Raw genomic sequence first — 25,634 nt, forward strand, 5'->3', positions numbered from 1 at the left:
AGCCGTCAGGCGGTGTACGGCAGGGTGAGCTTCGAGCGGTTGCCGGTGCCCAGGCTGGTGGCGCCGCCGCCGATGGCGTTCCACACCTCCACCTTCACCGTCCCGCCCGCCAGGTTCCCGAGCGTGCCCACGCCCGAGTAGAGGCCGCGGGCCTCGGTGTAGTGCTCCCATCCGGTGACCGGGTCGGTGGCGAAGTACTGGTACGTCTCCACGCGGTCGAAGGCGCCGTCGCCGGTCAGGTCGTAGGAGACCCGGACCTGGGTGCCGTTCCCCACGGTCGTGCCGGCGTCGAGGAACAGGTCGAAGCGGGTCGGCCCGCCGGCGTAGGCCGCGGTGACCCCGGTGGCCGTGTAGACCAGCGGGTTGTGCGGGCTGCCGACCCAGCTGCCGTTGGCCGCGGGCACCGTGGTGCTGGCCGCGGCGCCCGCCGCGCCGGTCAGCGTCTGACCGGTCAGGTACAGGTCCGCGGCGAAGCCGGTCGGCGGACCGCTCGGCGACGTGGTCGGGCCGGTCCCGGTGTACGGGAGCACGAGCTGGGACGAGTTGCCGACGCCCAGCGTGGTGGCCCCGCTGCCGATCGCGTTCCAGACCTCGACCTTGACGGTGCCGTCGACGAGGTCGCCGAGCGTTCCGGTGGCCGACTTCAGGCCCTGGGTCTGCCGGTAGTGCTCGACCCCGGTCACCGGGTCGGTGGCGTAGTAGGAGTAGGTCTCCACCCGGTCGACGGTGCCGTCGCCGGTCAGGTCGTACGAGACCCGGGCCTGCACGCCGTTGCCGACCGCGGTGCCCGCGTCCACGGCCAGGTCGAACACGGTCGACCCGCCGTTGTACGCGCCGGTCAGCCCGGTGGCGGTGAACACCTGCGGGTTGGCCGGGGTGCCGTCGTGGTTGCCGTTCGCGGCGGCCACCGACACCGTGCCGGCCGCGCCGGCCGTGCCGCCGAGCGCGCCACCCGTGAGCAGGTACTGGGTCGGGCTGAGCGACGGGGGCGGAGTGGTCGGGCTCGGGCTGGTCGGCGACGGGCTGGGACTGGTCGGCGTGGGCGAGGGCGAGTCCGTCGGGGTCGGCGGCGGGCCGGTGGGGACGACGACGCCGCCGGTGGCGTTGCCGCCGCTCCAGGTGAGCGCACCCGAGGTGGCCGTCCTGCCCGCCGGGACGGCCAGCGTCGTGCCGTCGGAGAAGGTCACCGTCAACGGCTGGGCGGTGATGTTCGACGCCACGTACGTGCGGGCCGTGCCCTTCTTGAAGACCTTGGCCAGCGGGTGGTTCGCGGTGACCGTCGGGTCCACGTTGCCCAGTGCGGCCAGGTTGCGGATCCAGTGGAAGGTGTGCGCCTTGCTCTCCCCCTCCTCGCTGGCGAACGTGCTGTTGGCGCGGAAGTTCTGCAGCGCCTGGTCGCCGTCGCCGAGGGCCAGGAACTCCCAGAGGATGTCCTGCCACACCGTCGGCGGGCCGCCCTTGTTGGTGACCAGCTCGTTGTAGTTGGCCTTCACGTAGGCGGGGTCGTCGCCGAGGTAGAGGTGGCCGCCGGTGATCGGCAGCATGTTGATGCCCTGGATCATCTCGGGCGCGGCGGAGAACCAGGTGGAGTACGCCCCGCCGTCGCCCCACACCATGCCGACGGTCCTGTGGCCGAAGGCGGCCGGGAAGTTCTCGTCCCGCACGTCGAACCAGTACTCGGCGATCGCCGCGGCCTGGGTGGTCCAGATGAAGACCCCGGCGTCGCGGACGGCGGTGTCACCGGTCGCCTGTCCCCACTGGATCAGGGCGTTGGCGAAGTTCATCCCCTCGGAGGAGGACTCCTGGTTGTTGCCGGCGAAGAAGGGGGCGAGGCCGGAGGCCCAGTCGTGGCCGGCGTAGATGTCGAAGTCGCGCAGGTAGGGGAAGCGGCTGTCGGCGCGGTCGTAGTTGTTGGCGTCGCGGATGAGCAGGTCCACCATGCCGCCGTATCGGGTGTCGTCGGCCCAGGCCGGGTCGAACTTGGCGACGGTGGCGGCGGCGGCGACGAAGTAGCCGTAGTGGAAGTGGTGGTCGTTGAGGTCCTCGTCGGAGCCGTACGAGGCGGGGTAGCCGATGAGCGTGCCCCAGTTCCGGTCGTAGTGGAACAACTGGCCGGTCTCGCCGGAGCCGGCGGTGAGCCAGTTGGTCAGCCGGGCCTTCATGGCGGCGACCGCCGCGTCGCGGACCGTGGTGAGGCCGAGCTGGTCGGCGATCTCGGCGATCCGGGCGGCCCGCCCGAGGCCCTTGCCGGCCCAGTAGGTGTCCTTGCCGCTGATTCCCTCCGGGTTGGCCAGCTCGGCGTTGAGGTAGTTGGTGACCGTGCCCAGGTCCGCCCCGGACGAGTCGCCGACCGCCGGCACCTCCGGCAGCACCCCCGTGAACCGCATGCCGGTGGTGAAGGACGAGACGCCGGTGAGGACCCGCATCGCGCCGCGCGGCGAGACGTAGCTCGGGGTGATCGGGGTGGCGCCGGTCAGGCTGCGCCACTGGTGCGGGTAGAGCGCCACGACGGTCTTCGTCTCGGTGCCCTCGCGCGGGGTGGTGGTGACGGCGTACGTGGTGCGTACCGCGCCGGTCGCCGGGTCGTAGGCGTAGCTCATCCGGGTGCCGGTGACGTGCGCGTGGGCGTACCGGCCGTACTCGGTGGCGAGCGCGGCCCGGTCGGCGCCGCCGGGCAGCACGGCCACCGAGAAGTAGCCCTTGCCGGCCAGGGTGGAGCTGATGCCGGCGCCGCTGACGCTCCAGGTCGCGCCGGTCGGCGCGTACGCGACGTAGTCGTGGCCGTTGACCGTGAAGCCGATGGTCGAGCCGGAGTTGGTCCACACGGTGGGCGCGGCCGCGGCGGTGAGCTGCGCGGCGCCGCCGCTGACCGTGTAGTAGCTGAACGGCAGGCCGTGCCCGATGGTGGCGCGCATGGTCCGCGCCCCGTCGCTCCAGTCGGCGGTGACCGTCCAGTCCGTCCAGTCGGCGGCCTTGACCACCGGCGCGGCGAGCCCGGCCACGCCGACCCGGACGTCCTCGGTGTACGGGAAGTGGTACTCGCCGACCCCGGTGGCGCTGCCGCTGATCGCCGGCGTGGTGGTGTACGACAGCCCGAGCCCGTTGTTCTCGGCGTGGTACGCCAGCGGGTGGGCCTGCATGTTCTCGCTGGTGGCGCAGTTGTTGCGCTTCCAGATCAGCGACGACCACCAGTCGTTGGTCGGGATCGCGCCCTTCGGGGCGTCGGCGGTCGTGAAGAGCCGCGGGTTGGTGCTGATGTCGCCGCAGCCCCTGGGCAGGACGGCGCCGGGCGGCAGCGTCTCGGTGTAGCTGCCCGCGCCGATTGTGCCGGCGGTGGCGGTGCCGCCGCCGGCCACCACGACGCCGAGCACGCCGGCCGCGAGGACGGACGCGGTGGCGAGGGCGAGGGCGCGCCGGACGCCGGGGCGCCGGACGGGGCTCGCCAGTGGAGGATCGCCGGGCGAGAAGTCCCGGAGGGGGAGTGTCATGGGGTTCCCTTCACCATGGGGAATGGAGGTGCGGGGTGTGGCCCGGCCGGGTGTGAGAGCGCTCTCTTGAGGAGCGAGGTTAGGTTCCGGTTACGCGCCCGTCAATGTTTCATGTCAAAAGAGAGCGCTCTCTCGACCCGTCCGGTCGACCCCGGCGTGGCGCCCGGAAGCCGCCTGACCAGCACGATCAGGTTTTCCGGAGGCCGCTGCGGGTAGTCGCCGCCCGCCGACCGGGACCGAGTGACGGGGGTGGCCGCCGACCATGTGCGGCATCAGTGGTGAGGCCCGCTTCGACGGGTCGCGGCCGGACACCACCGCCGTCGAGCGGATGACCGGGGCGATGCGCGCGCGCGGCCCGGACGGCGAGGGGCTGCGACCCGCGGGCTGGGTGACGCTGGGGCACCGTCGGCTGACCGTGATCGACCTGTCGGAGGCGGCGGCGCAGCCGATGACCCGCGAGGACCTCGGGCTGACGCTGGTCTTCAACGGCTGCGTCTACAACTACCCGGAGCTGCGCGAGGAACTGATCGCCGCCGGCCACACCTTCCGCTCCACCGGGGACACCGAGGTGGTCCTCGTGGCGTACGCCCAGTGGGGTGAGCGCTTCGTCGAGCACCTGGTCGGGATGTTCGCGGTGGGTCTGGTCGACCACCGGCGCGACCGTCTCGTGCTGGCCCGCGACCGGCTCGGCATCAAGCCCCTCTACCTGGCCGAGTCGCCCGGCCGGCTGCGGTTCGCCTCCACGCTGCCCGCGCTGCTGCGGGCCGGCGAGGTGGACACCGACATCGACCCGGTGGCCCTGCACCACTACCTGTCCTGGCACTCGATCGTGCCGGCGCCGCGCACCGTCCTGCGCGGGGTGCGCAAGCTGCCACCGGCAACCCTGCGGATCGTCGAGGCCGACGGCCGGTCCCGCGAGCGCGTCTACTGGCAGCCCGACTACGTCCGCGACCCGGCGCACGCCGGCCGGACCGCCGAGGACTGGACGGCGGCCGTCGGGGACGCGCTGCGGACCGCCGTGCGGCGGCGCCTGGTGGCCGACGTGCCCGTCGGCGTGCTGCTCTCCGGCGGCCTCGACTCCAGCATGATCGTGGCCCTGCTCGCCGAGGCCGGCCAGCACCACCTGCAGACCTTCAGCATCGGCTTCAGCGGCCGCGACGGCGAGGCGGGCGACGAGTTCCACTACTCGGATCTGGTGGCGGCCGCCTTCGACACCGACCACCACCGGATCCGGCTCGGCGACGAGGACCTCGTCCCGGCGGTCCGCCGCGCCGTGACGGCGATGACCGAACCGATGGGCAGCCACGACGTCGTCGCGTTCCACCTGCTCTCCGAGCAGGTCGCCCGGCACGTCAAGGTGGCTCAGTCCGGCCAGGGCGCGGACGAGGTCTTCGCCGGCTACGGCTACCACCAGCCCCTCGCGGGCGTGCCCCGCGACGCGGTGGCCGACGCCTTCGCCGAGGCCTTCTTCGACCGTACGCACGCCGAGCTGGCCGGGGTGGTCGGCCCGGCACACGCCTGCCCGCGGGACGCCAGCCGGGAGGTGCTGGCGGCGCACCTGGCCGCCCCCGGTGCCGAGACGGCGCTGGACGCCGTGCTGCGCCTGGACACCCACCTGATGCTGCCCGACGACCCGGTCAAGCGGGTCGACAGCATGAGCATGGCCTGGGGGCTGGAGGTGCGTACGCCCTTCCTCGACCAGGACCTCGTCACGCTGGCCGCCGCCTGCCCGCCCGAGCACAAGACGGCCCGGGACGGCAAGGGTGTGCTCAAGGAGGTGGCCCGGTCGGTGCTGCCGGCCGAGGTGATCGACCGGCCCAAGGGCTACTTTCCGGTCCCGGCGCTGCGCAACGTCGACGGCCCGGTCCGCGACCTGGTCGCCGAGGCCCTCGCCGCGCCGGCCGCCCGGCGGCGGGGGCTGTTCCGGCCGGCGTACGTGGCGGAGCTGCTCGCCGAGCCGGACCGCGCGCAGGCCGCCGCCGGCAGCAACAAGCTCTGGCAGCTCGGGATGCTGGAGCTGTGGTTGCAGGCGCACGGCATCGACTGACCGGCCGGACCGGCGGCCCGGGTGTCGCCGCCCGCCGCGCGGGTAAGGGGCGGGGATGAAGTTCCTCATCGCCGCCGCCGACACCGGCAGCTTCGGGTTCAGCCTGGTGGGCGACGACGGCCAGGTCATCGCCACCGGCCGGCAGTACGCCGACAAGGCCACCGCCCTCGCCGTCGTCGCGGACCTGATGCGCGAGGTCGGCAGCGCCGCGATCGAGGACCGGACCGAGCCGGGCGAGCCGACCGAGCCGGCCGCGGCGCCGCCCAGCCGGACCGTCGACGGCGAACCCGACCTGGCCCGGATCGGGCGGTCGGGCATCCCGCCCGTCTGACCGTCCCGGCTCAGCCGTCGAGGGTACGGGCGGCGAGCTCGTCCAGGACCGCCCGGACGTTTCCGCCGGTGTCAGCCAGGATCCGCCGCTGCCGGGTCGCCCCGCTGCCGTCGCGGCGCAGCCGGTCGAGCTGGTGGTGCACCACCTCCAGGTCGCCGTGGTGGGCCAGCGCCGGGGTCACGGTGGCGACCAGGTCGTCGATCAGCTCCCAGGCCGGCCGGGACCCGCCCGCGCGCAGGTCGACCAGGTGCCCGTCCAACCCGTCGTGCGCGGCCCGCCAGTGCGCGGCGGCCACCAGGCAGTTCCGGATCCGCGGCGCGGCCCGGCCGGCCCGCACGTCGTCGATCGTCGTGGCGACCAGGGCCCGCAGCAGGGCGGCCACCAGCACGGTGTCGTCGACCGTCGGGCAGACGTCGCCCACCCGGATCTCCACCGTCGGGTAGGCGACGGACGGGCGGGCGTACCAGTAGACCATCTGGGCGTCCAGCATGATGCCGGCGTCGACGAGGTCCCGGACCGTACGGTCGTAGTCGGCCGCGGAGTCGAAGTGCGGGGTCGGCCCGACGCTGGGCCAGCGGTCGAACTGGATGGCGCGCCAGCTCGCGTGCCCGGTGTCCCGCCCGTCGTGCAGCGGCGAGTTGGTGGTGAGCGCCTGCACCAGCGGCAGCCAGGGCCGCAGGTGGTTGCAGACCTGCACGGCGAGTTCCCGGTCGGACACCCCGACGTGGACGTGACAGCCGCAGACCGCCGGGTCGTGCGCCACCGGCCCGAACCGGTGCGACATGGCCCGGTAGCGGTCCTTGTCCGGCACCGACCGGTGCGGCTCGCACACCGGCGTCGCCGCCACCGCCACCAGCCGCGCTCCTGCCGCCTCGGCCGCCTCGGCCGCCGTCCGGCGGAGCGCCACCAGGTGCTCCCTCAGCTCGGCCAGGTCGGTGCAGATCGGCGTCACCATCTCGACCATGCTGTGCCGGAACTCCTGCCGGCTCTGCTCCCGGCTCGGCCCGGCGAGCGCGGTGAGCACCTGGTCGGCCACCGGCAGGCTCTGCCCGGTCACCGGATCCAGGAGCAGGTACTCCTCCTCCACACCGAGCGTGCGGACCGCCGGGACGGGCGCCACGGGCTCACCTCCGGATGCGGCGGGCGCGCGGCGCGGCGGCGGTCGGACACGTGCCGGCGTGCCGCGCGGGCGGGGTCGGCGACGGTCGCACCGCGGGGCGCGCCGGCCGCCTCACCTCGACGGTACGGCGCGCCCCGGCGTGCCGGTGGACGTTTCCCCTGGCACCGCCAGCTCGAGCGGCCCGGTCAGGCCGCGGTGACGGCGAGAGTCTCCGACCGGGCGGCCGGCAGCAGGTCGGTGGACCAGCCGGTCAGCGGGTCGCCGCGGCCCGGCTCCCCGGCAGTGGCGTCGGCCGGCGGCGCGGGACGCGGAGCGCGGGCGGCGCGCAGCCCCTCCTGGGCGTTGTTCCAGGCGGCGCAGGGCCAGGCGGCGCCGACGCAGCTCGGGCTGACGCAGACGCGGTCCTCGTCGGGCTGGTGGGCGTCGGCCACCGCGGCGGACAGGCCCCACAACAGCGGATCGGTCACCTCGGCCGGACGGTCGGCGCGGTCTGTGCTGGCTTCGGACATGAACAGGTCCCCCCTCATTCGAGCCGCCCCTCTGTTTCCAGAACGCCCGTACGTCAAACCTGGTCACGCCGGATCTTCTCCACTCGCCTCCGGCCGTCCGGCGGAATAGGCTCATCGACGTGGCGAGGTACTACGACCTGCACCCGGACAATCCCCAGCCCCGGGTGCTCCGGCAGATCGTGGACCTGCTCCGCGCCGACGGCGTGATCGCCTACCCGACGGACTCCTGCTACGCCCTCGGCTGCCAGCTGGGCAACCGGGCCGGTGTAGAGCGGATCCGGGAGATCCGGCGCCTCGACGCGCGGCACCCGTTCACCCTGGTGTGCGCCGACTTCGCCCAGCTCGGCCAGTTCGTCAAGCTCAGCAACGCCGTCTTCCGCCAGGTCAAGGCCGCCATCCCGGGCAGCTGGACGTTCATCCTGCCGGCCACCGCCGAGGTGCCCCGGCGCCTCCAGGACCCGCGGCGGCGGGTCGTCGGGGTCCGCGTACCGAAGCACACGGTGACCCAGGCGCTGCTGGCCGAACTCGGCGAGCCGCTGCTCTCCAGCACCCTGCTGCTTCCCGGCGACGAGGAGCCGCTGACCCAGGGCTGGGAGATCAAGGAACGGCTCGACCACCTGGTCGACGCCGTGGTCGACGCGGGGGACTGCGGCCTGGAGCCGACCACCGTGGTCGACCTGTCCGGGCCGGAACCGGAGATCCTGCGCCGCGGCGCCGCCGACCCGTCCCGCTTCGAGTAGCGATCGCCCGTTCCAGCCCGCCGCGCCGCGGCGGTGCGGCACCGTGGGAGCCGGCGGACGGCGACGGGGGTACGGCATGAGCGCACTCGTGCTGATCGCGGTGCTCGGTGCCACCGTGCTCATCGGCACCACCATCGGCGGCCGGTACAGCGTCGCCCCGCCCGTGCTGCTCATCGCCATGGGGGCGGGACTCGGCCTGCTGCCGCCGTTCGACAACGTGATCCTCGAACCCGAGGTGGTGCTGCTGCTCTTCCTCCCGGCGATCCTCTACCGGGAGAGCCTGGTCATCAGCCTCCGCGAGATCCGGGCCAACCTCGTGGTGATCGCCCTGCTCGCCGTCGCGCTGGTGATCCTCACGATGGTCGCCGTGGCGTACGCGGCCCAGGCCCTCGGCGTCGACCCGGCCGCCGCCTGGGTGCTCGGCGCGGTGCTCGCGCCCACCGACGCCGCCGCCGTGGCCGGCCTGGCCAAGCGGATGCCCCGGGGCATCCTCACCACGCTGCGCACGGAGAGCCTGGTCAACGACGGCACCGCGCTGGTGCTCTTCTCGGTGGCCGTCGGGGTGATCGCCGGCGGGGCGGTGCCCGACGCGCTCGAGCTGGGCGGGCAGTTCGTCGGCAAGGCGCTCGGGGGGATCCTCTCGGGCCTGCTCGTCGGCGGCGTGGTCGTCCTGATCCGCAAGCACGTCGACGACCCGATGCGCGAGGGCGGCCTGAGCATCCTCACCCCGTTCGTCGCCTTCCTGCTCGCCGATGCGGTGCACGCCAGCGGGGTGCTCGGGGTCGTGGTGGCCGGGCTGCTGCTCTCGTACGCGGGGCCCCGGGTGATCCGGGCCCGCTCGCGGATCACCGCGTACGCGTTCTGGGACCTCTCCACCTTCATGATCAACGGCAGTCTCTTCGTACTGCTGGGCATGCAGGTGCCCCGGTCGCTGCGCAGCATCACCAGCCACTCGCCGTTGGAGTCGTTCGGGATCGCGGTGCTGGTCGTCCTCGTCGTGGTGGCGACCCGGATGATCTGGGTGCACCTGTCGGTGGCCGGGTTGCAGGGCATCGACCGCCGGGAGTCCCGCCGCGCCCGCCGCTTCGACGCCCGGGTCCGCACCGCCGCCGGCTGGGCCGGCTTCCGGGGCGCGGTCTCGCTGGCCGCCGCGCTGGCCGTGCCGGTCACCACGCACGCCGGGACCCCCGTGCGCGAGCGCGACCTGATCATCTTCGTCACCGTGGTGGCGATCGTGCTGATCATGGTGGTGCAGGGCACCACCCTGCCGGCCGTGGTCGCCTGGGCCCGCCTGATGGGGGACCAGGAACGCGAGCACGAGGTGCGCTGGGCCCGCATCCGGGCCACCGAGGCCGCCCTGGACGCGCTGCCCGAGGTCGCCGCCGAACTCGGCGCGTCCTCGGACACCGTCGAACGGCTCCGCGCCGACTACCAGGACCACCTCGCCGACGTCCGCTCCCCCCGCAGCGACGAGGCCGACGAGGAGCGCGAGATGACCCGACGGTTGCGCCTGGGCGTGCTGGACCGCAAGCGGCAGGAGATCACTCGGCTGCGCAACAGGAACGAGATCGACGACGTGGTGCTGCGGCAGTTGCAGGCGGCCATCGACATCGAGGAGATCCGGCTGCTCGGCCCGGAGCCGGAGGACTGAGCGTCGCGGGCGCGGGTGTCCGGTGGCGGACGCCGGGGGAGGGTTGAACCGGGGGCGGCCGGGGCGGATGCTGGACGGGCATCGATCCTCGACGATGGAGGAGGCATCCCGGATGCGCCGATCGCTCGCCGTCCTCGCCCTGACCGCCCTGCTCGCCGGCACCCCGACCGCCGCGCGGGCCGGCACCGCCCCGGATACCGGGCTCGCCGCGGTGCGTACCCCCGGCACCGCCTGGGGAATCGACCCGGCCGGCGGCCGGCTGACCCTCACCGTCGACGACACCGTCGCCGGCGCCGAACTGGCCGCGCTGCGACGCGCCGCCGCCCGCGCCGGCGCGGTGCTCCGCCGCGAGCCCGGCCGGCTGCGCACCCTGATCGCCGGCGGCCAGGCGATCTACGGCGGGGGCGGCCGCTGCTCGCTCGGCGCGAACGTGCGCAGCGGCAGCACCTCCTACTTCGTCACCGCCGGGCACTGCACCAACCTGGCCGGCACCTGGTACGCCGACAGCGCCCGCACCACCGTGCTCGGCAGCCGGACCGGCACCAGCTTCCCGGGCAACGACTACGGCGTGGTCCGCTACACCGGGACGGTGGCCCACCCCAGCGCCGTGTACACCTACCCCGGCCAGGTCACCGTCTACGGCGCCGGCAACGCGTACGTGGGCCAGGCGGTCTGCCGCAGCGGCGCCACCACCGGGGTGCGGTGCGGCTCGGTCACCGGCCTGAACCAGACCGTCAACTACGCCGAGGGCACCGTGTACGGGCTGATCCGCACCAACATCTGCGCCGAACCCGGGGACAGCGGCGGCCCGCTCTACGTGGCGTCGACCGGCACGGTGCTCGGGATCCTCTCCGGCGGCAGCGGCAACTGCACCAGCGGGGGCACCAGCTACTACCAACCGATCACCGAGATCCTCGCCGCGTACGGCCTCACCATCCCGTGACCGGGCCGGGGCGGGGGTGCGGCAGGCGTCCCCGCCCCGGCCCGCCGGGTCAGCCGGCGCAGTTGTAGTTGCGCGCCGGCTGGGTGAGCTTCTCCTGCGTGCCGAACTTCGCGTACAGCCGCAGGTAGCACGGCAGCTCGACGTCGCCGTAGTAGCTGACGGTCTGGTTGTCGTAGTGCGTCGTGCCGCTCTCGGTGACCTGCCAACTGCCGCCGTCGCCCGACTGGATCTCCCAGTAGACGTCGCCGGAGCAGCCCTCCAGGCCCCGGGCCCACGCGATCATGTTGGCCCCGTTGTAGATCTCGGACTGCACCAGGGTGCAGGCCGCCGCCTGCGCCGGTGCGGCGCCGACGAACAGCCCCGCCGTCAGCAACGCCCCCGCACCGACCGCCGACATCAGCTTGCGCATGCTCCGACCCCTCCAAGGTGGATAGTGGATCACTTCTCCGGAGGGTAGCCGCAGATGCAAACAAGCTTCAATACCTGCCCCGGTGTCCGTTGGAAAGTTTCAGAGTGGGCGCCGGTGCCGTACCGCCCCTCAGCTGCCCTCGGGGACGGCCATCTCGCCGAGCCGCGACCAGTCCTGCCCGGGCACGGTCGTGTTGACGATCCGGGGCGTCTCGGCCAGGTGCGGCGGGAGCGTGCGCTGCGCCTCGGCGAAGTGCGCCGAACGCACGTGCGCCGCGCCGGCCTCGTCGTCCCGGAACGCCTCGACCAGCACGTACTCCGTCGGGTCGTCGAGACTGCGGGACCAGTCGAACCAGAGGCAGCCCGGCTCGGCCCGGGTGGCCGCCGTGAACTCGGCGGCGATCTGCGGCCAGCGGTCGGCGTCCTCGGGCCGGACCCGGAACTTCGCGGTAATGAAGATCATGCGCCTCAGGCTACCCAGGTCGGCGGCGCTCGGCAGCGGCTCGCCGCCGCCCCGCTCAGCTCTTCGTGACCGGGGCGAGCAGCTCCGACGCCCGGCGGTCGGCGAACGCGGTGACCGCCTGCTGCCCGGCGCCGAAGACGATGGCGACGCCCAGCAGGGCGGCGGTGCTGTTCACCGTGGTCTCCACCAGGCCACCGATCACCAGCATGATCCCGACGACCGCGACCAGCGGACCGATGGCCAGCTTCAGCAGGCCCTGCTGGAAGGGGAGCTTGTAGGGCAGGCCGCCGGAGCGCGAGGTGATCATCGAGGGCAGGGCGCTGATGAACGCCCCGAGCGCCCCGGCGATGAGCACGAAGAAGAGCAGGCGCCAGGGCGGCACGCCGCCCGCGTCGGTCGGCGGCTTGAGCAGCTGCACGTCCCGGCTGCGCCACTGCACCAGCACCATCAGCGCCTCGGCGACCAGCGCGAAGACGGACAGCCCCAGCATCCGGTTGCGCAACCGGCGTACCGACTCGTGGAACTCGTCCGACGCCGAGTGGTAGCGCAGCAGCAACGCCCGCACCTTGGCCTGGAAGCGCACCGGCTCCGCGACGTCGGCCGTCGCGTCGAAGTCGGTGAGCACCTTTTCGTCGGCCTTCAGGAACTGCGCGGCCGCGCCCTGGTACGCGGGGAGCAGGCCGAGCAGCTCCTCCGGCGTCCGCAGCTCCACCATGGCCCGCTCCACCGAGTGGATGCTCTGCCAGGCGTACTCCAGCTTGCCGCCGCGCAGCCACTCGACGATCCCGCTGCGGCCGAGCACGGACTCCACGCCGGACAGCTGGGCGCGCAGCGCGGCGACCCGGGCGGGATTCGCGGCGGCGCGGGTCTCGAGGTCGCTCAGCTGCTGGTACAGGTCGTCGAGCTTGGTGCGCACCCGCACCTGCCACACCGCGGTGGGCACGCCCGAACCGCCGCTCCCGCCGCCTCCGCCGCCTCCGGGACCGCCAGCGGGCGCAGTCGGCGCGGTGCCGCTCCCGGCGGTCCCGCCGCTCCCGCCACCACCACCGCTTCCGGAACCATCGGCGGGCGCCGCCGGGACGGGAGTGCCGGGCGTGCCCTCGGGCTGGGCCTCCTGGTCGATCATCTGACTGCCCCCAACCGGCGCGGCTCGCCCCGCTGCCCTCTGTTCCCAGTATCCGCAGCTCAGGGGCGGTATGGCCAGGGCGGTTCGGACAGTTGACAGCTCCCGTGCCGCAGCCGTTCCCGACCCGACGGTCCACGGTGGCGCAGCCCGGCGACGCGCCGGCGGCGCCGCCCCGGCGGGACGGCCCGCCGACCGGGCCGGCGGGCCGCGCCGTGCGGTGGATGTCCGCCCGCATCGATTTCGGACGATGGTCCGAGGTGGAGCGAACGCACCGCGCGGCGCCCCGCCCCGGCCGCAGGGAGGACGACGTGCGCGGACAGGACAGGCTCCGCGGGTCGATCAGGTGGGTGTGCCGCTGGACCGGCAGGGCGTCGCCTACGCCGGCACCTATCCGTCCCTCGGCCCCGGCGAACCGCTGGCCGGCAGGATCCGGTCGTTCTCGATGGCGCACGGCCTGTTCAGCCTGCTCGACGCGTTCCCGTTCCAGTACGGGTGCACCCCGCCGGACGCCACCGGCCCGGGCGCCTGCGACCCCCGGTACGCGTCCCACAGCGTCTCCATCGCGCCCGCGGAGCGGGCCTTCGGTCAGGGGGCGATCGGCTCGTTCCGCAACTTCACCGTCGGAACGGTCGGCCGGTAGGCCGCCCGGTGCTGCCGGGCCGGGGGACACCGGGGACGCGTACCGGTCCGTAACCTTGGGCCGGTGACCGTCTACGCCCTCGCGCAGATCACCATCCACGACCGGGCGCGCTACGACCGGTACGTCGCCGCCTTCCTGCCCGTCCTGGCGCGCCACGGCGGCCGGCTGCTCGCCGCCGACGGGTCCCCTCGGGTGGTCGAGGGGAGCTGGCCGCACGAGAAGGCCGTGCTCATGTCCTTCGACAGCCGCGAGGACTTCGAGCGCTGGTCCACCTCGCCGGAATACCGGGAGATCTCCCGGGACCGCGAGGCGGCCACCGAGGGAGTGGTCCTCCTGCTCGACGGGATCGGCCACGCCTGGCCGGCCTGACCGCCGGCACTACAGCCGGTGCCGGACCCAGACGTTCGGCTCGACGTAGGCGGCGTGGTCGTGCGCCACGTCGACCAGCACCGGCGCCAGCGCGCCCGGCACGTGCACCGGCCCGCTGGTGTCGAACGGCAGCCCGGTCCACCGCCGCCAGTCGGCGAGCGTGCCGGTGACCGCCATCGACCGGGGCGCGACCCGCTCGATCACCCCGCCGGCCCGCACGTGCACCCGCAGCCACGGGTCGACCGGCAGGCCGTCGGGGCGCACCCGCGCCGCGTACTCGGTCATCGGCAGGTCGGGGAGGGCGGCCTTGCCGTTCGGGCGCACCGGCGCGACGAGGGTGTCGAAGCCCTGGCGGGCCGCCGCCTCGCGCATGGCCGCGAGCATCAGCCCGGACACCCCGCCGCCGCGCCGGTCCGGCCGCACGCAGATCTCCAGTGCGGAGACCAGGTTCGGGGTGGCGCCGGTGAGCCGGTTGACGGCGGCCCGCTGGATCATCCGGTCCCACCCGCCGTCGGGCAGCTCGTCCTCCGTCCAGCGCAGCGGCACGGCGTACGCCCGGGCGACGGCGCGGCCCGGCTCGGCCGGGTCGACCGCGGCGAAGACGAACTCCGGGTAGAGGTCGTGGGCGACGCTGTAGTACACCGAGCCCATCGGGTCCCAGAGCATGAACTGCGGCCAGGCGCCGTCGAAGTCGCTGTCGAGCAGCGGGGCCAGGTCGGGCCGCTCCGCCAGGCTCACGATGTCCAGGTTCACGCCGGGCACGGTAGAGCGGTCCCGCCGGAGCCGCACGCCGTTTTCGGCCGGGCGGGGCCGGGGGCGTTCAGGCGCCGGCCGTCCCCGGCGGCCGTTCCCCGGAACCCCGGGCCAGCAGTCGCGTGGGGATCACCACCTGCCGGGCCGGCCCGCGGTGGCCGTCGATCCGGTCGAGCAGCAGCCGTGCCGCCCGCCGCCCCATGTCCTCCGGGTCGTGTGCGACGACGCTCACCCCCAGGACGTCGCCGAGGTCCACCTCGTCGAAGCCGACCAGCGCCGGGGGAGCGGGGTGACCGCGCAGGGCGCGCAGGGCGCCGAGGGTGATCCGGTTGTTCATCGTGAACAGGGCGGTCGGGGCGGGCGTACGGCCCAGCAGCTCGCTCACGGCCCGTTCAGCGGCGGCGACGTCGTGCGCGTTCTCCACGAGGTAGTCCGCCCAGTTCGCCACGCCGGCCGCGCGCATGGCCTCGGCGAAGCCGTCCAGCCGGTCACGGTGGGTGCTGAGCCGGGAGAGGTCGCCGACGACGCCGATCCGCCGGTGGCCGACCGCGCCCAGGTGGGCGCCGGCCAGCCGGGCACCGTGGTGGTTGTCCAGCAGCACGGTGTCCGCGGCCAGCTCGACCGGCGGCCGGTCCACGAACACGAACGGGATGCCGTGGCGGTGTTCGGCCGCGAAGTGGGCGTGGTGGGTGGCGGTCGAGGCGATCACCAGCCCGCGGACCCGCCGTTCCAGCAGCGCGTCGGCGAGCCGCCGTTCCCACTCCGGGTCCTCGTCGGTGCTGGCGGTGATCAGTTGCAGGCCCCGCATGCGCAGCTCGCGCTCCAGCCCACCGGCCAGTCGCGAGTAGAACGGGTTCGCCAGGTCGCCGATGAGCAGGCCGACCAGCGTGGAGGTGCTCGCGCCGCGCCGTAGCTCGCGGGCCACGCCGTTCAGCCGGTAGCCGAGCTGGTCGGCGGCGTCGCGCACGCGCGAGCGGGTGTCCGCGGCCACCCGGGGCTCGCCGCCCAGGGCCCGGGAGGCCGTCTTCACCGACACCCCGGACAGCGCCGCGACCTGTGCGAGGCTCGGTCGACCAGCCTTCGGGTCAGCGGTCATGGCCGCGATTATGACACCCGCGCGAGGCCCGGCCGCGGGCTCGGGTGGGTGGCCGGCCGCACCGGTTCACCAGGCCGTCCCGGCCACGAGGGCGCTTCGCGAAACAGCGGTATACGATGCGCGTCAACGATGTCATTAGTTGATCAGTAGCACCACCTCGGCGCTTGTCGGCAAGCGCTGGGCGCGTCGCAAAGGTCACTCAGCGTGGCGGTCGATATTACCGACTTGTTACGAAAAAGAGCGACTTGAGCACTTGCGGAACAGCCCCCGGCGAGATTGGGTTGCCGACGACAACGAAAAGTGAGCGAAGGTCATAACCCATCGCGGAGGCGGCCATGACGTTGGCAAGGTGGTGGGAGCGATGAGCGATCTGCCCGTCCTCCTGGAGATGCGCTCCATCACCAAACAGTTCCCCGGCGTCAAGGCGCTCGCCGACGTCAACCTTGTGGTGCGCGCCGGCGAGATCCACGCCATCGTGGGTGAGAACGGCGCCGGCAAGTCGACGCTGATGAAGGTGCTCAGCGGCGTCTACCCGTACGGCAGCTACGACGGCCAGATCATCTACCAGGGCGCGGAGACCCGCTTCTCGGACATCCGGGCGAGCGAGAACGCCGGGATCGTGATCATCCACCAGGAGCTCGCGCTCATCCCGGACATGTCGATCACCGAGAACATCTTCCTCGGCAACGAGCCCCGCAAGCGGGGGGCGATCGACTGGAAGGCCGCGAACCGGATGGCGCTGGACCTCATGGCCCGGGTCGGCCTGCGGGAGGACCCGGACACCCTGATCAAGGACATCGGCGTCGGCAAGCAGCAGCTGGTGGAGATCGCCAAGGCGTTCGCCAAGGACGTCAAGCTGCTGATCCTGGACGAGCCGACGGCCGCGCTCAACGAGGCCGACTCGCAGCACCTGCTCGACCTGCTGCGCGGTTTCCGCTCGCGGGGCATCACCTCGATCATGATCTCGCACAAGCTCAACGAGATCGAGGCGATCGCCGACCAGATCACCATCCTGCGCGACGGCCGGACCGTCGAGACGCTGGACGTCAAGGCGGACGGCGTCGACGAGGACCGGATCGTGCGGGGCATGGTCGGCCGCGAGCTGAGCAGCCGGTTCCCGGACCACACCCCGAAGATCGGAGAGGTCTTCTTCGAGGTCCGGAACTGGAACGTGCGCCACCCGATCTCGGCGGAGCGCCAGGTCTGCAAGAACGAGAGCTTCACCGTGCGGCGCGGCGAGATCGTGGGCTTCGCCGGGCTGATGGGCGCGGGCCGCACCGAGCTGGCCATGAGCGTCTTCGGCCGCTCCTACGGGGTGTACGAGTCGGGCACGATCATCAAGGACGGCAAGGAGATCGTCCTGAAGACGGTGGCGGACGCGATCGCCCACGGGCTCGCGTACGTCAGCGAGGACCGCAAGGCGCTCGGCCTGAACCTCCTCGACGACATCAAGACCTCCACGGTGGCCGCCAAGCTGTCGAAGATCTCGCGCCACGGCGTCCTGGACGAGGTGGCCGAGTACCAGGCGGCCGAGTCCTACCGGCGGGACCTGCGCACCAAGGCGCCGACGGTCGACGAGGGCGTCTCCAAGCTCTCGGGCGGCAACCAGCAGAAGGTCGTCCTGGCGAAGTGGATGTTCACCGACCCGGACCTCCTGATCCTCGACGAGCCGACCCGCGGCATCGACGTGGGCGCCAAGTACGAGATCTACGGCATCATCCAGCGGCTCGCCGACCAGGGGAAGGGCGTCGTCGTCATCTCCTCGGAGCTGCCCGAGCTGATCGGGCTCTGCGACCGCATCTACACCGTGTTCGAAGGCGCCATCACCGGCGAGATCGCCCGGCAGGACGCGGACCCGGAAACCCTCATGAAGCAGATGACCTCGACGAAGAAGATGCAGACACGATGAGCCGAATCAAGGACCTGCAGAAGAACCTCTTCGGAGGGACCACGTCCAACGCCCGCCAGTTCGGGATGATCTTCACCCTGGTGGCGATCGTCGTCCTGTTCCAGATCCTCACGGACGGCCTGACCCTGCGATCGGACAACCTGATCGCGCTGTTCAACCAGAACTCGTACATCCTCATCCTGGCCATCGGCATGCTCATGGTGATCGTCGCCGGGCACATCGACCTCTCGGTCGGCTCGATCGCCGCCTTCACCGGCATCCTGGTGGCCAAGTCGATGGCGGAGTGGTCGCTGCCCTGGCCGGTCGCCATCCTGTTCGGCCTGGTGATCGGCGCGATCATCGGCGCCTGGCAGGGCTTCTGGGTCGCCTACGTCGGGGTGCCGGCGTTCATCGTCACCCTGGCCGGCATGCTGCTCTTCCGGGGCGGCAACCAGTTCATCGGCAACGCGAACACGATCTCGGTGCCGGAGGGCTTCCGGGTGATCGGCTCGGGCTTCCTGCCCGAGGTCGGCCCGAACACCGGCTACAACAACCTGACGCTCCTGCTCGGCCTCGCCGCGTGTGTGGCCGTGGTGTGGCGGGAGTTCCAGGCCCGCAAGACCCGCCGGGAGATGGACGCCGAGCCGGCCCCGATGTGGATCTCGGTGCTCCGGATGGCCGTGATGGTCGGCGTGATCGTCTTCGCGTCGCTGCGGTTCGCCAGCGGCCGGGTCGGCACGAGCTTCCCGGTCTCCGGCATCATCCTGGTGGCGCTGGTCCTCGCCTACTCCTTCTACACCCGGAACACCGCCGGCGGGCGGCACATCTACGCCGTCGGTGGCAACTCCCGGGCCGCGGAGCTCTCCGGTGTGAAGCTCAAGCGGGTCAACTTCTTCGTCATGATGAACATGGCCGTCCTGGCCTCCCTGGCCGGCATGATCTTCGTGGCCCGTTCGGCGGCCTCCGGACCGCAGGACGGCAACGGCTGGGAGCTGGACGCGATCGCCGCGGTCTTCATCGGTGGCGCGGCCGTCGCCGGCGGCATCGGCACCATCAGCGGCTCGATCGTCGGCGGTCTGGTCATGGCCGTGCTGAACAACGGCCTCCAGCTGCTCGGCGTCGGCACCGACCGGGTCCAGATCATCAAGGGCCTGGTGCTGCTGCTGGCCGTCGCGCTCGACGTCTACAACAAGAAGCAGGGCCGGTTCTCCGTCATCGGCAGCCTCACCCGCTCGTTCCGCCGCGACACTCCCGCCCCGCCCACGGCACCGCCCGACGCGGACCGGGAGACCGCCCGCACGGCCGTGCCGAGCTGACGTTCCACCCCGCCTCACACCCCGTAACACCTCTCCAGAAGGGCACCACCAGCCATGCGTAAACTGATCGGCAAGTCGATGGCCATCGGCGCCATCGCGGCGCTGGCCCTGACCGCCACCGCCTGCGGCTCCGGCCGTGACGGCGACACCGGCGGCGCCAAGGGCGACACCAAGGGCTTCGCGGCCGACTCCCTGATCGGCGTCGCCCTGCCGTCGAAGACCTCGGAGAACTGGGTCCTCGCCGGTGACCTGTTCACCAACGGCCTCAAGGAGGCCGGTTTCAAGAGCGACGTCCAGTACGCCGGCGCCTCGACCACCGTCGCGGACCAGCAGGCCCAGATCACCGCCATGGTGACCAAGGGCGCGAAGGTCATCGTCATCGGCGCGACCGACGCCGCGCAGCTGTCGACCCAGGTCGCCGCGGCGCACGCCGCCGGCGCGAAGGTGATCGCGTACGACCGCCTCATCACCAACACCCCGGACCTCGACTACTACGTCGCGTTCGACAACTTCAAGGTCGGCCAGCTCCAGGGCCAGGCCCTGCTGGACGGCATGAAGGCCAAGAAGCCGAACGGTCCGTACAACATCGAGCTGTTCTCCGGCTCGCCGGACGACAACAACGCCGGTGTCTTCTTCAACGGCGCCATGAGCGTGCTCAAGCCGGAGATCGACAAGGGCAACGTGGTCGTCGCCTCGAAGCAGACCGACGTCAAGCAGACCGCCATCCAGGGCTGGAAGGCCGAGGGCGCCCAGGCCCGCATGGACCAGCTGCTGACCTCGACCTACGGCAACAAGGAGCTGGACGGCGTCCTCTCCCCGAACGACACCCTGGCCCGCGCGATCATCACGTCGATCAAGGGTGCCGGCAAGCAGATCCCGGTCGTCACCGGTCAGGACTCCGAGGTCGAGTCGGTCAAGTCGATCATGGCTGGCGAGCAGTACATGACGATCAACAAGGACACCCGGAACCTGGTCAAGCAGACCATCGCCATGGTGAAGTCCCTGCAGGCCGGTAACAACCCCGAGGTGAACGACACCAAGTCGTACAACAACGGCGTCAAGGTCGTGGACACCTACCTGCTGCCGCCGGTGGCCGTCACCAAGGCCAACGCGGCCGAGGCGTACGCCAACGACCCGAAGCTGTCCCCGCTCACCAAGTAATCCCCTCGCACGAAGGAAGGGCCCCGGAGTTCGCTCCGGGGCCCTTCTTCGTGCCGTGTGGCCGCGGCCGCGGCGCGGCCGGGGCGCTCACCCCGGCCGCGCCGGCGGTCACCGCAGGTGGGACTCGATGGCCTCGATGACCCGGGGGCGGAGTTCCGCCGCGCGGACGACCGCGTCGACGGAGCCCACCTCGACGGCGCGCTGGATGCTGTGCACCCGGTCGAACTCCGTGGCCACCTCGCCCAGCTTCTCGGCCCGGACCGACGAGCGCAGCTCGTCCAGTTCCGCGGTCAGCGCGGCGCGGTCGGCGCCGGCGGCGGCCGCCACGCGGGCCTCCAGGTCGCGCACCCGGGGGTCGGCCGCCGTGCGGGCGTTGACCTCGCCGGAGAAGACCACCGCGGCGGCCGGGGCGCCGCCCAGCACCGAGGCGAACGAGCCCTCCAGCGCCAGCACGGTCATGTTGGGGTTCAACGCCTTCGAGAACACCACGAACGCGCCGCCGTGGTAGCGCGAGATCACGCAGAACACGATGGGCCCGCGGAAGTTCACGATGGCGCGCCCGATCTCGGCCCCGTACTCGAGCTGGAGCTTGCGCATCGACTCGGGCGAGCCGTCGAAGCCCGACAGGTTCGCCAGCACCACCAGCGGCCGGTTGCCGCTGGCCGCGTTGATCGCCCGCGCGGCCTTCTTCGACGAGCGCGGGAACAGGGTGCCGGCCGTGTAGGTGTCCGGGCCGTCGGTGGGCGGGAAGCCGCGGCGCGGCACCGACCGGGACTCGATGCCCAGCAGGCACACCGGGATGCCGCCGAGGTGCACGTCCTGCACCACCGCGGTCTCCGCGTCGGCCATGCCCGCCCAGCGTTCCAGCACCGGGTGGTCCTGGTCGGCGAGCGCCCGCATGACGGTCCGGATGTCGAACGGCTTCTTCCGGTCCGGGTTGGCCGCGGCGGAGAAGATCTCGCCGACCGTGGTGAAGTCGCTGCCCGCCACGGTGTGCGGGAAGTCCGAGATGTCCCGGTCGACGGGGTCGGTCGTCTCGGCCCGCCGCGGCGCCGACTCGCCGGGCGCCACGTACGTGTGGTCGTAGTGCGCCATCAGCACGTCGCGCGCGGCGGGCAGGTTCGGCGCCCAGTACTGGGCCTGGCCGTTCGGGCCCATGACCCGGTCGTAGCCGCCGATGCCGAAGTTGTCCTCGGCCGACACGCCGCCGGAGAAGTCGAGCGACTGCTTGCCCGTGAGCACCATGGCCGAGTCCGGCGTCATCACGAGGACGCCCTTGGTGTGCATGAGCATCGTCGCCTCGGCGTTCCAGTACGGCTGGGCGCCGACGTTGATGCCCGCCACGACGATGTTGATCTCCCCGCCGTCCTGGGTGAACTCGACGATCCGCTTGAGCGCGGCCGCCACCCAGTCCATGTTCTCCGTGCCGGAGGTCATGGAGATCCGGGCGCCGGCGGAGAGCGCGTACCACTCCAGCGGCACCCCCATCCGCTCGGCCAGGTCCAGCGCGGCGATCACGCGGCGGCACTCCGGCTCGGACAGCGCGCCGAGCGACTTCGTGGGGTCGCCGAGCAGCACGACCCGGGTGACCCCCTGCGGGTGGCGGGGGGTCGGCGTGGTGACCACGCCCGCGACGATCGCCGCGCTGTTGCGCCCCCGGGGCCGGTCGACCGGCACCAGCGCGTGCTTGTCGTCGAGGTCGTGCTCGACGAAGTCGCCGAGCAGGCCGGTCAGCTCGTACGGGTACACCGTGTTGCGGCTGCTCGCGCGCAGCACCTTCAGCCGGTAGTCGTCGAGCGGCTCGACCGGCTCGACCGGCGGCTCACCGACGCTCAGCTCGGCGCCGCCCGTGGCGGTGAAGGAGATCCGTACGGCGATCTTGGTCAGCTCGCCGGTCCTCCGGTCCCGCTGTCGCGCGATGAACAGGATCTCCTCCAGCCCGGCGCCCGCGGTCGTCGGGCGCACCCGCCCGGCGATCATCTCCATCTCCTCGCGGGTGAGCTCGCTCGGCGGCCAGACGTAGATCACGATCCGGTTGGTCTGGAAGCGCGACTTCGAGGGCCGCCGCGACTGCGCCCGGCGGATCGAGTCGAGGCAGGCGGCCACGGTGTCCTCGGTCGTCGGCAGGGCGACCAACCGCCCGTCCTGCTCGCGCAGCTCGGTCAGGTCGCGCACCTGCGCGAACGCGACGAGGCGCTGGTCCGACGGGTTCTCCCGGGCCACGCACTGGAAGAGGTAGACCTCCTCGTCGGCCGACGGCAGCCGGGTCAGGTCGAACTTGCTCAACCGCTCCAGCTGCATGCGCTGCGCGATGTACGGGTGCAGGCCGCGGATCAGCCGGTCCTCGGTCATGCCGGTGTCCGACGACCGGAAGGTGAAGTGGTGGTGCATCACCGCGCCGCCGCGGCCCGCGACCGTGGCGGTGACCCGGCGGACCTGCCGCGGCAGCGGGTGCGCGGCGACGACCTCGTGCAGCGCGGCCGCCATCGCGTCGAAGCCCTCCGGCTGGTCCTCCCACGCCAGGTAGATGTCGGCGTCGATGGCGTCCGTGCCGTCCGCCAGCTCCGCGAGCCCGCGCAGCGCGCCGCCGAGCGCGTCGAAGCGCACCGCGGCGGAGACCACGGTCGAGTCCGCGCGCCCGGCCACCACGAACGTGCAGCCCGCGACCTCGCGGGTGCGGACGTCGGTGAGCCCCTTGTTGCCGTAGTAGCGCCGGGTCAGCACCTCCAGCATCACCGCGTTGTCCAGGTGGTCGCGCACGAGCCGCTGGCCGAGCAGCCGCACCAACGGCTCGGTGCTGCGCACCATCGCCGCGACGCGCTCGGCGCGGTCCGGCGCGTCCGGGTGCTCGTCGAGGTGGCGCAGGTGCCGGCGGACCTCGGCGTAGACGCGGGCGCGGTTGCGGCGCAGCAGCGGCTGGGCGAACCAGGCGAACACCACCCCCCGCGCGAGGTCGGCGACCACCGGGAAGCGGACCTGCGTCGCGGCCACCAGCCGCTCCAGCGCGAGGCCGGCGGGCTCGCGCAGCGTGTCGTCCGGCGGCGGCTCCCGCAACCACGAGCGCAGCAGCGTCGCCACGACCGTGGCGTCGGCGGACGCGCGCTGCTGGGCCAGGAAGATCCGGAACACCGCCGCCTCGAGCGCGGGGGAGCGCTCCAGGTCGGTGACCCCGTAGTGCCCGAGCGCCTTGCCGAGCTTGGCCTGGAAGGCGGCCGGCAGCCCGGCCCGCTCGATGTCGAGGCTCTGCAGGTAGGTGTGGAAGTACTCGCGGGCGCTCGGGACGTGGCCGTCGCCGTCCTCGCCCGTCGGCCGGTTACGGCTCAGCTCGGCGAGGTCGGCGAAGACGTTGACGAGCTCCAGCTCCGCGGCCAGCGGCCGGTGGCCGTCCTCGGTGGCCGCCTCGCGGGCGGCGAGGTAGTCGTCGAGCACCCGGCGGTCGTCGTGCGGGTCGACGTCGAAGCCCAGAAACAGGGCGCGCAGGTCCTCCTGGCCGCGGGCGGCGCGCTGCCGCGCGGGAATCTCCACCGGCTCGGCGGGCAGGTCCAGCTCGACGGCGGCCCCGGTCGGGCCGTCGGCCGCCTCGGCGCCGGAGTCGGCGAGCGGCTCCAGCCGCAGCAGCGGCGCGCCGGCCTCCACCTGGCTGCCCACGGAGACGGCACACTCCTTGAGCCGCGCCCGGAACGGCGCCCGCAGCACCGTCTCCATCTTCATGGCCTCAAGCACCAGCACCGGCGCGCCCGCCTCGACCTCGGCGCCGATCGCCAGCGGCGTGGCGACGACCAGCGCGGGCATGGGGGAGCGGAGCACGCCGCCCTCGTCCCGGCTGACCCGGTGCGTCACGCCGTCCACCTCGACCAGGTGGATGGGCCCGTACGTGTCGGTGAGCACGCGGTACCGGACGCCGTTGACCACGATCTGCCCGGTGTGCCGGTCGAAGCGGTCCAGCTCGACGTCGGCGGTGCGGACACCACCGGCCGTCTCGATGCCGACCCGGAACCGGTGCGCGCCGACCCGCGCCACGCGCATGCGGTAGCCGACACCCCGCAGCTTGAGGTCCAGCGGACGGCCGCTGGCGTGCTGCACCTGCGGGCGGCCGCCGGACGCCGTCGACAGCAGCCGCTGCCGCTCGACGCGCTCCTCCTCCTCGTACGCCTCGATGGCGGCGGCCGCCAGAGCGACGGCGGAGTGCCGGTGCGCGACGAGCCGCCCCTCGCCGCGGACGCGGTCGATCCAGCCGGTGTCCGCGCTGGCGTCGATCACCTCGGGCTGGTCGAGCAGGTCGAGCACGAAGCTCTTGTTCGTGGCGCCGCCCTCGATGATCACCGTGGTGTTCGCCATCGCCCGGCGCAGCCGGCCGAGCGCCTCGTCGCGGTCCCGGCCGTAGGCGATGATCTTCGCGATCATCGAGTCGAAGTCGGCGGGGATGGTGTCGCCCTCGCTGACGCCGGTGTCCACCCGGATGCCCGGCCCGGCCGGCAGGTCCAGCCGGGCGATGCGGCCGGGGGAGGGCGCGAAGTCGCGGTCCGGGTCCTCGGCGTTCAACCGGGCCTCGATGGCGTGCCCGCGCTCCACCGGCGGCTCGCCGTCGAGCCGCCCGCCGGCGGCCACGTGCAGCTGCGCCTTGACCAGGTCGAACCCGGTGGTGGACTCGGTGATCGGGTGCTCCACCTGGAGGCGGGTGTTGACCTCCAGGAACGCGAACAGCCGGTCGCCGGGGTGGTAGAGGAACTCGACGGTCGCCGCGCCGCGGTAGCCGACCGCGACGGCCAGGCGCTCGGCCGACGCCTTGAGCTCGGCGGCCTGCGCCGGGCTGAGCACCGGCGACGCCGACTCCTCGATGACCTTCTGGTTGCGCCGCTGCACCGAGCAGTCCCGGACGCCGAGGGCCCACGCGGTGCCCTGGCCGTCGGCGATCACCTGGACCTCGACGTGCCGGGCGCCGGTGACCAGGCGCTCCAGGAACACCACGCCGCTGCCGAACGCCCGCGCGGCCTCCTGGCTGGTGCGCTCGTACGCGTCGGCGAGCTCGGCCTCGTTGGTGATCACGCGGATGCCGCGCCCGCCGCCACCGGCGGTGGCCTTCAGCATCAGCGGGTAGCCGATCTCGGCCGCGGCCGCCAGGGCGGCGGGCAGGTTCTCCACGGCGCCGCGGCTCCACGGCGCGACCGGCACGCCGACCTCCTCGGCGATCAGCTTCGCGCCGATCTTGTCGCCGAGCTGGCGCATGGCCTCCGGGCTCGGTCCGACGAAGGTGACCCCGATCTTCTCGCACAGCTCGGCGAACGCCGGGTCCTCGGCCACGAAACCCCAGCCCACCCAGGCGGCGTCCGCCCGGGTCTCCACCAGCGCGCGCTCCAGCACCGCCAGGTTCAGGTACGGGCGCGCGGACGCCGGCCCGAGGTCGTAGGCGACGTCCGCCTCGCGCACGAACGTGGCGTCGCGGTCGACGTCGGTGTGCAGGGCGACGGTCTCGATCCGTGTCCCGGTCTCCGCGGCCAGCTCTCGGACGGCGTGGATGAGCCGCATCGCGGCCTCTCCACGGTTGACGATGGCGATACGGCTGAACACCCGACCGACCCCTCCGT

Annotated in this window: 19 protein-coding genes; 10 read left to right on the plus strand and 9 right to left on the minus strand. The window is 72.8% G+C overall.

Annotated features, from left to right (window positions below):
- Positions 1 to 5: 5 nt before the first annotated feature.
- Complete coding sequence (locus IEY96_RS23225) at positions 6 to 3,488, minus strand: glycosyl hydrolase (protein ID WP_229791821.1); 3,483 nt, start codon at positions 3,486 to 3,488, stop codon at positions 6 to 8.
- A 262-nt stretch (positions 3,489 to 3,750) separates the two neighbouring features.
- On the opposite strand from IEY96_RS23225, the gene IEY96_RS23230 reads away from it, so the two are divergent.
- Together IEY96_RS23230 and IEY96_RS23235 are read left to right on the plus strand one after the other, a co-directional pair.
- Entirely contained in the window at positions 3,751 to 5,535 is a 1,785-nt protein-coding gene (locus IEY96_RS23230; protein ID WP_189196922.1) for an N-acetylglutaminylglutamine amidotransferase, read from the plus strand.
- A 55-nt stretch (positions 5,536 to 5,590) separates the two neighbouring features.
- Entirely contained in the window at positions 5,591 to 5,866 is a 276-nt protein-coding gene (locus IEY96_RS23235) for a YegP family protein (RefSeq protein WP_189196923.1), read from the plus strand.
- A gap of 10 nt (positions 5,867 to 5,876) precedes the next feature.
- On the opposite strand, the gene IEY96_RS23240 is transcribed toward IEY96_RS23235, so the two are convergent.
- Together IEY96_RS23240 and IEY96_RS23245 are read right to left on the minus strand one after the other, a co-directional pair.
- Positions 5,877 to 6,986, minus strand: coding sequence for a carboxylate-amine ligase (locus IEY96_RS23240; protein ID WP_229791822.1), 1,110 nt, complete (start codon positions 6,984 to 6,986; stop codon positions 5,877 to 5,879).
- 185 nt (positions 6,987 to 7,171) lie between these two features.
- The gene (locus tag IEY96_RS23245; protein WP_189196924.1) at positions 7,172 to 7,495 is read right to left on the minus strand and encodes a hypothetical protein; all 324 of its coding nucleotides are present in this window, start codon (positions 7,493 to 7,495) and stop codon (positions 7,172 to 7,174) included.
- A gap of 119 nt (positions 7,496 to 7,614) precedes the next feature.
- On the opposite strand from IEY96_RS23245, the gene IEY96_RS23250 reads away from it, so the two are divergent.
- From IEY96_RS23250 to IEY96_RS23260, 3 genes are all read left to right on the plus strand, one after another.
- The gene (locus tag IEY96_RS23250; RefSeq protein WP_189196925.1) at positions 7,615 to 8,235 is read left to right on the plus strand and encodes an L-threonylcarbamoyladenylate synthase; all 621 of its coding nucleotides are present in this window, start codon (positions 7,615 to 7,617) and stop codon (positions 8,233 to 8,235) included.
- A gap of 76 nt (positions 8,236 to 8,311) precedes the next feature.
- Positions 8,312 to 9,886 (plus strand): Na+/H+ antiporter, encoded by a 1,575-nt coding sequence (locus IEY96_RS23255; RefSeq protein WP_189196926.1) that lies wholly within the window; start codon positions 8,312 to 8,314, stop codon positions 9,884 to 9,886.
- A 112-nt stretch (positions 9,887 to 9,998) separates the two neighbouring features.
- Positions 9,999 to 10,829: a S1 family peptidase gene (locus IEY96_RS23260; RefSeq protein ID WP_189196927.1), complete on the plus strand. Its 831-nt coding sequence runs from the start codon at positions 9,999 to 10,001 to the stop codon at positions 10,827 to 10,829.
- Between the two features lie 49 nt (positions 10,830 to 10,878).
- Here the strand turns inward: IEY96_RS23260 and IEY96_RS23265 are convergent, their stop codons facing one another.
- The 3 genes from IEY96_RS23265 to IEY96_RS23275 form a co-directional block, all read right to left on the minus strand.
- The gene (locus tag IEY96_RS23265; protein WP_189196928.1) at positions 10,879 to 11,238 is read right to left on the minus strand and encodes a hypothetical protein; all 360 of its coding nucleotides are present in this window, start codon (positions 11,236 to 11,238) and stop codon (positions 10,879 to 10,881) included.
- A 129-nt stretch (positions 11,239 to 11,367) separates the two neighbouring features.
- Positions 11,368 to 11,700 (minus strand): putative quinol monooxygenase, encoded by a 333-nt coding sequence (locus tag IEY96_RS23270; RefSeq protein WP_189196929.1) that lies wholly within the window; start codon positions 11,698 to 11,700, stop codon positions 11,368 to 11,370.
- A gap of 55 nt (positions 11,701 to 11,755) precedes the next feature.
- Entirely contained in the window at positions 11,756 to 12,643 is an 888-nt protein-coding gene (locus IEY96_RS23275) for a hypothetical protein (protein ID WP_229791823.1), read from the minus strand.
- Between the two features lie 526 nt (positions 12,644 to 13,169).
- On the opposite strand from IEY96_RS23275, the gene IEY96_RS23280 reads away from it, so the two are divergent.
- Both IEY96_RS23280 and IEY96_RS23285 read left to right on the plus strand, forming a co-directional pair.
- Positions 13,170 to 13,466, plus strand: coding sequence for a hypothetical protein (locus IEY96_RS23280; protein WP_189196931.1), 297 nt, complete (start codon positions 13,170 to 13,172; stop codon positions 13,464 to 13,466).
- Between the two features lie 63 nt (positions 13,467 to 13,529).
- Positions 13,530 to 13,835 (plus strand): DUF1330 domain-containing protein, encoded by a 306-nt coding sequence (locus IEY96_RS23285; RefSeq protein ID WP_189196932.1) that lies wholly within the window; start codon positions 13,530 to 13,532, stop codon positions 13,833 to 13,835.
- A 9-nt stretch (positions 13,836 to 13,844) separates the two neighbouring features.
- On the opposite strand, the gene IEY96_RS23290 is transcribed toward IEY96_RS23285, so the two are convergent.
- Positions 13,845 to 14,588 carry an N-acetyltransferase gene (locus IEY96_RS23290; protein WP_229791824.1) on the minus strand — a complete coding sequence of 248 codons (744 nt, stop codon included), beginning with the start codon at positions 14,586 to 14,588 and terminating at the stop codon, positions 13,845 to 13,847.
- A gap of 67 nt (positions 14,589 to 14,655) precedes the next feature.
- Positions 14,656 to 15,684 (minus strand): LacI family DNA-binding transcriptional regulator, encoded by a 1,029-nt coding sequence (locus tag IEY96_RS23295; RefSeq protein ID WP_189196933.1) that lies wholly within the window; start codon positions 15,682 to 15,684, stop codon positions 14,656 to 14,658.
- 361 nt (positions 15,685 to 16,045) lie between these two features.
- Here IEY96_RS23295 and mmsA point away from each other — a divergent pair, with 361 nt between their 5' ends.
- Genes mmsA through IEY96_RS23310 form a run of 3 tightly spaced genes read left to right on the plus strand, consistent with a single transcriptional unit; the run spans position 16,046 to position 20,049 of the window.
- Positions 16,046 to 17,593, plus strand: a complete 1,548-nt coding sequence (mmsA, locus tag IEY96_RS23300) for a multiple monosaccharide ABC transporter ATP-binding protein (RefSeq protein WP_189196934.1) — start codon at positions 16,046 to 16,048, stop codon at positions 17,591 to 17,593.
- A complete protein-coding gene (gene mmsB / locus IEY96_RS23305; RefSeq protein WP_189196935.1) occupies positions 17,590 to 18,888 on the plus strand; it encodes a multiple monosaccharide ABC transporter permease in 1,299 nt (432 codons plus the stop codon). The genes mmsA and mmsB overlap by 4 nt, the downstream gene beginning before the upstream one ends.
- A 54-nt stretch (positions 18,889 to 18,942) precedes the next feature.
- On the plus strand, positions 18,943 to 20,049 hold the full coding sequence (locus tag IEY96_RS23310) for a substrate-binding domain-containing protein (protein ID WP_189196936.1): 1,107 nt from the start codon (positions 18,943 to 18,945) through the stop codon (positions 20,047 to 20,049).
- Between the two features lie 108 nt (positions 20,050 to 20,157).
- On the opposite strand, the gene IEY96_RS23315 is transcribed toward IEY96_RS23310, so the two are convergent.
- Positions 20,158 to 25,617 (minus strand): ATP-binding protein, encoded by a 5,460-nt coding sequence (locus IEY96_RS23315; RefSeq protein WP_189196937.1) that lies wholly within the window; start codon positions 25,615 to 25,617, stop codon positions 20,158 to 20,160.
- Between the last annotated feature and the right edge of the window lie 17 nt (positions 25,618 to 25,634).

Origin of the sequence: Micromonospora fulviviridis (genome assembly GCF_014648395.1) — a bacterium.
Classification (GTDB): Bacteria; Actinomycetota; Actinomycetes; order Mycobacteriales; family Micromonosporaceae; genus Micromonospora; species Micromonospora fulviviridis.

Excerpts from the sequence above, each read along its gene's own strand:
- IEY96_RS23225 (WP_229791821.1), bottom strand. The coding sequence starts at position 3,488 with ATGACACTCCCCCTCCGGGACTTCTCGCCCGGCGATCCTCCACTGGCG.
- IEY96_RS23230 (WP_189196922.1), top strand. The coding sequence starts at position 3,751 with ATGTGCGGCATCAGTGGTGAGGCCCGCTTCGACGGGTCGCGGCCGGAC.
- IEY96_RS23235 (WP_189196923.1), top strand. The coding sequence starts at position 5,591 with ATGAAGTTCCTCATCGCCGCCGCCGACACCGGCAGCTTCGGGTTCAGC.
- IEY96_RS23245 (WP_189196924.1), bottom strand. The coding sequence starts at position 7,495 with ATGTCCGAAGCCAGCACAGACCGCGCCGACCGTCCGGCCGAGGTGACC.
- IEY96_RS23255 (WP_189196926.1), top strand. The coding sequence starts at position 8,312 with ATGAGCGCACTCGTGCTGATCGCGGTGCTCGGTGCCACCGTGCTCATC.
- IEY96_RS23260 (WP_189196927.1), top strand. The coding sequence starts at position 9,999 with ATGCGCCGATCGCTCGCCGTCCTCGCCCTGACCGCCCTGCTCGCCGGC.
- IEY96_RS23265 (WP_189196928.1), bottom strand. The coding sequence starts at position 11,238 with ATGCGCAAGCTGATGTCGGCGGTCGGTGCGGGGGCGTTGCTGACGGCG.
- IEY96_RS23270 (WP_189196929.1), bottom strand. The coding sequence starts at position 11,700 with ATGATCTTCATTACCGCGAAGTTCCGGGTCCGGCCCGAGGACGCCGAC.
- IEY96_RS23295 (WP_189196933.1), bottom strand. The coding sequence starts at position 15,684 with ATGACCGCTGACCCGAAGGCTGGTCGACCGAGCCTCGCACAGGTCGCG.
- mmsA (WP_189196934.1), top strand. The coding sequence starts at position 16,046 with ATGAGCGATCTGCCCGTCCTCCTGGAGATGCGCTCCATCACCAAACAG.
- mmsB (WP_189196935.1), top strand. The coding sequence starts at position 17,590 with ATGAGCCGAATCAAGGACCTGCAGAAGAACCTCTTCGGAGGGACCACG.
- IEY96_RS23310 (WP_189196936.1), top strand. The coding sequence starts at position 18,943 with ATGCGTAAACTGATCGGCAAGTCGATGGCCATCGGCGCCATCGCGGCG.